At 40.4% G+C, this 6,389-nt stretch carries 6 protein-coding genes and 2 rRNA genes (1 of these 8 only partly in view); all 8 read left to right on the top strand.

Annotated elements, in window-relative coordinates; translation table 11 throughout:
* Positions 1-380 (top strand): 23S ribosomal RNA (locus A6749_RS00750); it begins 2,557 nt to the left of the window's first position.
* A 235-nt stretch (positions 381-615) separates the two neighbouring features.
* Positions 616-732, top strand: a 5S ribosomal RNA gene (rrf, locus tag A6749_RS00745).
* Between the two features lie 241 nt (positions 733-973).
* Entirely contained in the window at positions 974-2,074 is a 1,101-nt protein-coding gene (locus tag A6749_RS00740) for an iron-containing alcohol dehydrogenase family protein (RefSeq protein WP_066383589.1), read from the top strand.
* Between the two features lie 24 nt (positions 2,075-2,098).
* On the top strand, positions 2,099-3,088 hold the full coding sequence (locus tag A6749_RS00735; RefSeq protein ID WP_066383586.1) for an ABC transporter substrate-binding protein: 990 nt from the start codon (positions 2,099-2,101) through the stop codon (positions 3,086-3,088).
* A 99-nt stretch (positions 3,089-3,187) separates the two neighbouring features.
* Positions 3,188-3,985, top strand: coding sequence for an ABC transporter permease (locus A6749_RS00730; protein WP_066383584.1), 798 nt, complete (start codon positions 3,188-3,190; stop codon positions 3,983-3,985).
* Position 3,986: 1 nt separating this feature from the next.
* A complete protein-coding gene (locus A6749_RS00725) occupies positions 3,987-4,811 on the top strand; it encodes an ABC transporter ATP-binding protein (RefSeq protein WP_066383582.1) in 825 nt (274 codons plus the stop codon).
* Between the two features lie 74 nt (positions 4,812-4,885).
* Complete coding sequence (locus A6749_RS00720; RefSeq protein ID WP_066383579.1) at positions 4,886-6,091, top strand: aminotransferase-like domain-containing protein; 1,206 nt, start codon at positions 4,886-4,888, stop codon at positions 6,089-6,091.
* Positions 6,092-6,188: 97 nt separating this feature from the next.
* On the top strand, positions 6,189-6,335 hold the full coding sequence (locus A6749_RS28270; protein WP_161487102.1) for a hypothetical protein: 147 nt from the start codon (positions 6,189-6,191) through the stop codon (positions 6,333-6,335).
* Positions 6,336-6,389 lie beyond the last annotated feature (54 nt).

Raw genomic sequence — 6,389 nt, 5'->3', positions numbered from 1 at the left:
CTGGGGCTGTAGTCGGTCCCAAGGGTTGGGCTGTTCGCCCATTAAAGCGGTACGCGAGCTGGGTTCAGAACGTCGTGAGACAGTTCGGTCCCTATCCGTCGTGGGCGCAGGAAATTTGAGAGGAGCTGTCCTTAGCACGAGAGGACCGGGATGGACGCACCGCTGGTGTACCAGTTGTCTTGCCAAAGGCATCGCTGGGTAGCTATGTGCGGACGGGATAAGTGCTGAAAGCATCTAAGCATGAAGCCCCCCTCAAGATGAGATTTCCCATAGCGTCAAGCTAGTAAGATCCCTGAAAGATGATCAGGTTGATAGGTCAGAGGTGGAAGCATGGTGACATGTGGAGCTGACTGATACTAATCGATCGAGGACTTAACCAAAATCGAAAACCGTAAGCGGCCGGTTAGCAACGTATGTCCTGGAGGGCTTGTACTGAGATAAAGGAACCACGATGAGCGTAAGCGAATCGATGTTGACTTATCGTAGGGAAAAGACCGCAGGACACTAGTTGCTGGACGCTGGAGCTAGACAATTAGATAAATAGTAGCGAACTCATTCTTACCAATCTTCATCTGTATTAGCTAGTTTTGAGGGAATGAACCTCAAATATTATAGTCCGGCGGTGATGGCGAGAAGGTCACACCCGTTCCCATACCGAACACGGAAGTTAAGCTTCTCAGCGCCGATGGTAGTTGGGGCAGGCGCCCCTGTGAGAGTAGGACGCTGCCGGGCAAACAAAAAAGACAATCAGTAATGGTTGTCTTTTTTTTATTGTGCTTTTTAACTTAAGTATTGAATTTTTACAAATTAAATTGGAGAAGTATGCCAATTATAATAATCTTAATAATTGATTAAAATATTAAAAATATAATGTGTTAAGAAAATTTAAACAATATATTGACATGAAATAGTCAAACATTTATATTAATAGGATATTACTTATATTTATGCATCGTGAGAGGGAGTATGAAGGATGAAGCTAATTGTCGGACCAGGGCAGTATATTAGAAAAGAAGGGATATTATCGGATGCTGGTCTATACATAAAAAAGTTTGGTACCAAGGCTGTACTGGTGGGGGGAAATACAGGAAGACTAGTTGTCGAAGAGCTGCTTGAAAAGAGCTTTGCGGACCATGGAGTTACATTGAAAGATTCCTTATGGTTTGGAGGAGAATCCTCCCAAACCAATATTGATAGTTTAGTTGAACATTTACAAACGCAAACATTTGATGTCCTGATTGCAGCTGGCGGCGGCAAGGCATTGGATACTGTCAAAGCGGTTGCATATCGTTTAAATAAACCGCTAGTTGCCATTCCTACTATAGCGGCTACCTGTGCTGCAGCGACCCCAATTTGTATTCTTTACAATGATGAAGGGGAGTTTATCGAAATTGGAAGAGTATCAAAAGTACCGGAACTGGTATTAGTAGATACTACGATTATTTTAAATGCACCTGTCCGCTATTTAATTGCAGGGATGGGTGATACATTAGCAAAATGGTTTGAAACGAAATGCTCGGTAAAAAAAGCAGTACCAAATGCAATCAACCAGACGGCGATTGCCATTGCAGCCCAATTATATCAAACCCTGCTGCAATCGGGAAAAGCGTCCGTTCAATCCATCCAAGATAAACATTTAACAAAAGAGTTAGAGGATATCATCGATGCGATCATTTTAGTCAGCGGCAGTGTCAGCGGCTACGGCGGTGATGATTGCCGGACAGCTGCAGCCCATGCGATTTATTCAGGTCTAACCATCTTTCCGGAAATTCATCAAACCTATCATGGGGAAATCGTTGCCTTTGGAATTCTAGCTCAACTGTGTATGGAAGGTACGTGGGAGGAAGATGTAAGGTCATTAATAAACTATTATCAAAATGTTGGTTTGCCATACACGTTGAAACAAATGGGGATCAATGGTTTAACGGATGGACAATGGAAACAATTAGGGGAAATTACGGTTACAATAGAGGATATGGCGAATATGCCTTTTGATGTTACACCTGAAATGGTGGTTACTTCAGTTCGCCAGGCTGACGAAATTGGTTCCGGAATGTTTGTTAAATCGTATTAATTAAAAAATTTGGGGGATATTTTCATGAAAAAATGGCTCGTTACGATTTGTTCATTCATGCTAGTGTTAGCATTAGCGGCATGTGGGAAGGATCAGGCTTCTAGCGGTACAAAAGAAGAAAAGAAAGCCGAACCATTAAAAATAACATTGCCAACATGGACTGGGTATGGTCCATTATTTTTAGCAAAAGAAAAGGGCTTTTTTGAAAAAAATGGGGTGGATGTTGAGCTTTCCATCGTTGAAGGTTTAGGTGAACGGAAACAGGCATTAGCCAGCGGAAAAATTGACGGCATGGCAACGGCTTTGGATGTTCAAGTATCAATGGCTGCTTCTAAAATCCCAGTACAAGTTGTGTGGTTATTGGATGATTCTCATGGCGGTGATGGGATTCTCGTTAAGAACGACATCAATGATGTGAAGGACTTAAAAGGTAAAAAGGTTGCTTTTGAAGTTGGTTCTACTAGTCATATGCTAGCTTTAACTGCATTAAAACAAGGCGGTTTGACTGAAAAGGACGTTGAAGTTATTCAAATGTCTGCAGGGGATGCCGGTGCGGCCTTTGCAGCGGGAAAAGTAGATGCTGCGGTAACTTGGGAACCATGGCTGTCAAAAGGGTCAAAAGCAAATGGAAAAGTTTTATTAACAACAAAAGATCTGCCAGGAATTATTGTTGATACTGTCAGCTTTAAAGAGGATGTTATTAAACAACGCCCTGAAGATGTAAAAGCATTTGTTAAAGCGATGGGTGAAGCGATGGATTACTGGAGAGAGCATAAAGATGAAGCAGACGAGATTATGGCAAAAGGTTTAAAAATTGATAAGGAAGAATTTGTAGCCACTGAAGCTGGATTGAAATTCCTAACAAAAGAGGACAACAAACAGCTATTTGGTACAGAAAGCAGCAAAGGTTCTATCTATCAATCAACTGAAAATGCCATTAAGTTTTATAAAGAGCAGAAAATTATAAAAGCAGAACCAAAAGTAGAAGAAGTAATTAATCCGAACTTCCAATAGGAAGAAGTCATTTTTATAGGTTGTGAGCCTGGTATATGAGTCCGTTTTAATTCTCATATACTAGGCTTTTTTAAGAGATTGATAGATTGGGTGAGTGAAATGTTTACAAAATTATTGACGCCTAATAAGGAAATACCAAAAAAGCTTTATAGTACAGCCGGCTTGGTAACATTTCTTTTATTTTTAGCAATTTGGGCAGTATTAACTTATGGCGGTATTGTTGATTCTCTGTTTTTACCGACACCGACGGCAGTACTGGATACAGGTGTTGATTTATTCGTGAATGGAAATCTTTTATCAGATATTGGCATTAGTTTTTCGAGGGTTTTAGCGGGATTTCTCATTGCAGCGATTGTTGGTATTCCATTAGGGATTTTAATGGGATCGTTAAAGATTATGGAAGGTGCATTTGAACCGATTATTGGATTTATCCGATATATGCCAGCTTCTGCATTTATACCATTATTAATTTTGTGGATTGGTCTAGGCGAGTCAGAGAAAATGAGCGTCATTTTCCTGGGGACGTTTTTCCAGCTTACGCTTATGATTATGGATGTAACAAAGAATGTTCAAAATGAATTAATTGAAGTCTCTTATACATTAGGAGCAAAGAAAGCACAGCTTTTTACAAAAGTAATTTTTCCAGCAGCATTACCTGGAATTGTTGATACGCTTCGAATTACATTTGGCTGGGCGTGGACTTACTTAGTTGTAGCGGAAATTGTTGGGGCTTCAAGCGGATTAGGATACATGATAATGCAGGCATCCCGTTTCCTTGAGCCAGATAAAATTATTGTTGGAATTTTAGTTATTGGATTACTTGGATTGTTAACAGATATGATCTTTAAAGCAATTTATCGGGCTTCATTTTCCTGGATGAGAAAGGAGGGGTTATAAAATGGTGACGAAAGAAGCAGTTAAAGCAGAAAAAGAAGCAACCGAGGGAAAAACTCCTAAACTGGAAATAAAAGAGGTTGGAAAAGTTTTCAAAACGAAAAAGGGCGAAACGACAGCATTAGAAAAAACATCATTTTCAGTCAGTGAAGGGGAGTTTGTTACTATTTTAGGTCCGTCCGGTTGCGGCAAATCAACAGTATTACGTATTGCTGCAGGACTGGAGGAAGCTACCTCTGGACAGGTATTGATTGATGGAAAGCCAGTCAGCGGCCCTGGACCAGATCGGGGAATGGTGTTTCAATCGTATACTTTATATCCGTGGTTAACGGTGAAAGAAAATATTACTTTTGGTTTGAAATTAAAGGGCGTTCCCCAAAGAGAACGAGATCATGTCGCGCGCCATTACCTGCAATTAATTGGATTGGAAGGATTCGAAAAGCATTACCCAGTTCAATTATCAGGCGGTATGAAGCAGCGAGTTGCGATTGCCCGTGCACTAGCCAATGAGCCCAAAATTCTCTTAATGGATGAACCGTTTGGAGCACTAGATGCTCAAACAAGAAATATCATGCAGGAAGTCCTGTTAAAAGCATGGGAGGAATCTAAGAAGACGATATTATTTATTACCCATGACGTGGAAGAATCTATTTTCTTGGCCGATTCGGTATATGTAATGACCGCAAGACCCGGCAGGCTGAAGAAAAAGGTGCCAATTACTTTGGAAAGACCTAGGGATTTTAGTGTTAAAGGGTCTGTCGAATTTGCACAATTTAAAGATGAATTACTCTCTCTTATAAGGGAAGAGAGTTTAAAGGCGATTCACTAGGTTTATATAAGAATGGCTGGTTATGCATCTTTAGTTTTTAATATATGTTCGGTGGGAAAGGTGTTTGTTTAAAAGTGAATCATGAATTTTATTTTCCATATAACGTAAAAGCAGCATTAAAGAATGACCCGCCAGGCGAATGGATGCCTGCGCTTCCAGAAGGCTGTATCCGACTTAGTTCTGGCTATCCTGCATCAGAACTCGTTCCTTCCAATGGGATTAAAGCAGCAGTATCGACTTTATTAGAGGAAGAACAGGACTTGCCGCTGCATTATCTTGGAAGCCCCAAGATGCCGAGATTAAAACAGCAAATCCAGAACCGTTTAGCGGAACGTGGTATGGAGGTTCAGGAAGAGGAACTACTGATTACTGCTGGGGCATGTCAGGCCATTGATTTAATTGCACGTGCCCTGCTTGATGAAAAGGTGGTGGTTGCAGTAGAATCTCCTACCTACATGGAAGCATTAGAGATTTTCCGTAACTATACTAATCAAATTATTAGTATTCCGGTTGATGAACAAGGACTTCGAGTAGATGAATTTGCATCCGTATTAGCTGAAAGAAAACGTTTGGGCCTTGTTTTGCCGCGTATTCTTTATACAATCCCTACTTTTCAAAATCCAACAGGTACGACAATGAATGAACAACGCAGGATGCGTCTTTTGGAACTTTCCAGAGAATTCGATTTCCTTATTTTAGAGGATGACGCGTATGGAGAGCTTACTTTTGATGTCAGTCCTTTGTCATTAAAGGCATTGGATCGAGAAGGGCGTGTTATTCATGTTGGATCGTTATCTAAGATTACTGCTCCAGGTATGAGGATCGGATGGATTGCTGCGGAAAGACCGTTTATAACAGCTTTTGCCTGGTTTAAAAAAGATTTAGATCATTCATTTGCACAGTCCGCAATGGCCGTTTTTTTAGAGAGTATTGACCTTGAAGAGCGGCTTAAGAAATTAAAAGGGATTTATCAAAGAAAGTGCACTTTGTTAATACAGTCATTGGAGAAGTTTTTTCCTACTTCGGTTACATGGTATGTACCAAAGGGTGGTTACTTTGTCTGGGTTAGAGTACCGGGAGTTGATACCTCCGCTTTGTTACCACTGGCTCTGAGTGCAAAAGTTTCTTATGTACCGGGAAAATACTTTTTCAGTAATCAGGATGAAGGAATTGAATACCTCCGCCTCTCTTACAGTTTTGAGTCTGAAGAACAAATTGAAAAAGGCGTTCAAATTCTTGGGAATCTTATTTCGAACCATTTAAAAAATCATCTTTCTTAAAACAATGTAGGCACCACAATGTTTGTGGTTCCTACATTGTTTTTAACCCTTTTGGGGACCATATTGGAAGGCAGATTGTGAGAGGGAGGTGTTAATAATGAAAAATCAAAGACCCATTGAGTATACTGGAAAAGTTCTAGACCAAAGAAATACCCTTACCGGTCCAGATGACGCAGGGAAAAGCGATTATCCAAAACGGCCGCAACATGTAAATATTAAACAATCCCAAGATAATAATGATTAATAAAGTGCTGCCACACTGGCAGCCTTATTTTTTTACTAATTTTTCAAAAACAAG

Origin of the sequence: Neobacillus mesonae (assembly GCF_001636315.1) — a bacterium.
GTDB lineage: Bacteria > Bacillota > Bacilli > Bacillales > Cytobacillaceae > Neobacillus > Neobacillus mesonae.
This window is presented reverse-complemented; position numbering and strand designations above follow the sequence as displayed.

Bases quoted from the DNA above. Each gene is read 5' to 3' on its own strand.
- A6749_RS00740 (WP_066383589.1), top strand. From the start codon at position 974: ATGAAGCTAATTGTCGGACCAGGGCAGTATATTAGAAAAGAAGGGATA.
- A6749_RS00735 (WP_066383586.1), top strand. From the start codon at position 2,099: ATGAAAAAATGGCTCGTTACGATTTGTTCATTCATGCTAGTGTTAGCA.
- A6749_RS00730 (WP_066383584.1), top strand. From the start codon at position 3,188: ATGTTTACAAAATTATTGACGCCTAATAAGGAAATACCAAAAAAGCTT.
- A6749_RS00725 (WP_066383582.1), top strand. From the start codon at position 3,987: ATGGTGACGAAAGAAGCAGTTAAAGCAGAAAAAGAAGCAACCGAGGGA.
- A6749_RS28270 (WP_161487102.1), top strand. From the start codon at position 6,189: ATGAAAAATCAAAGACCCATTGAGTATACTGGAAAAGTTCTAGACCAA.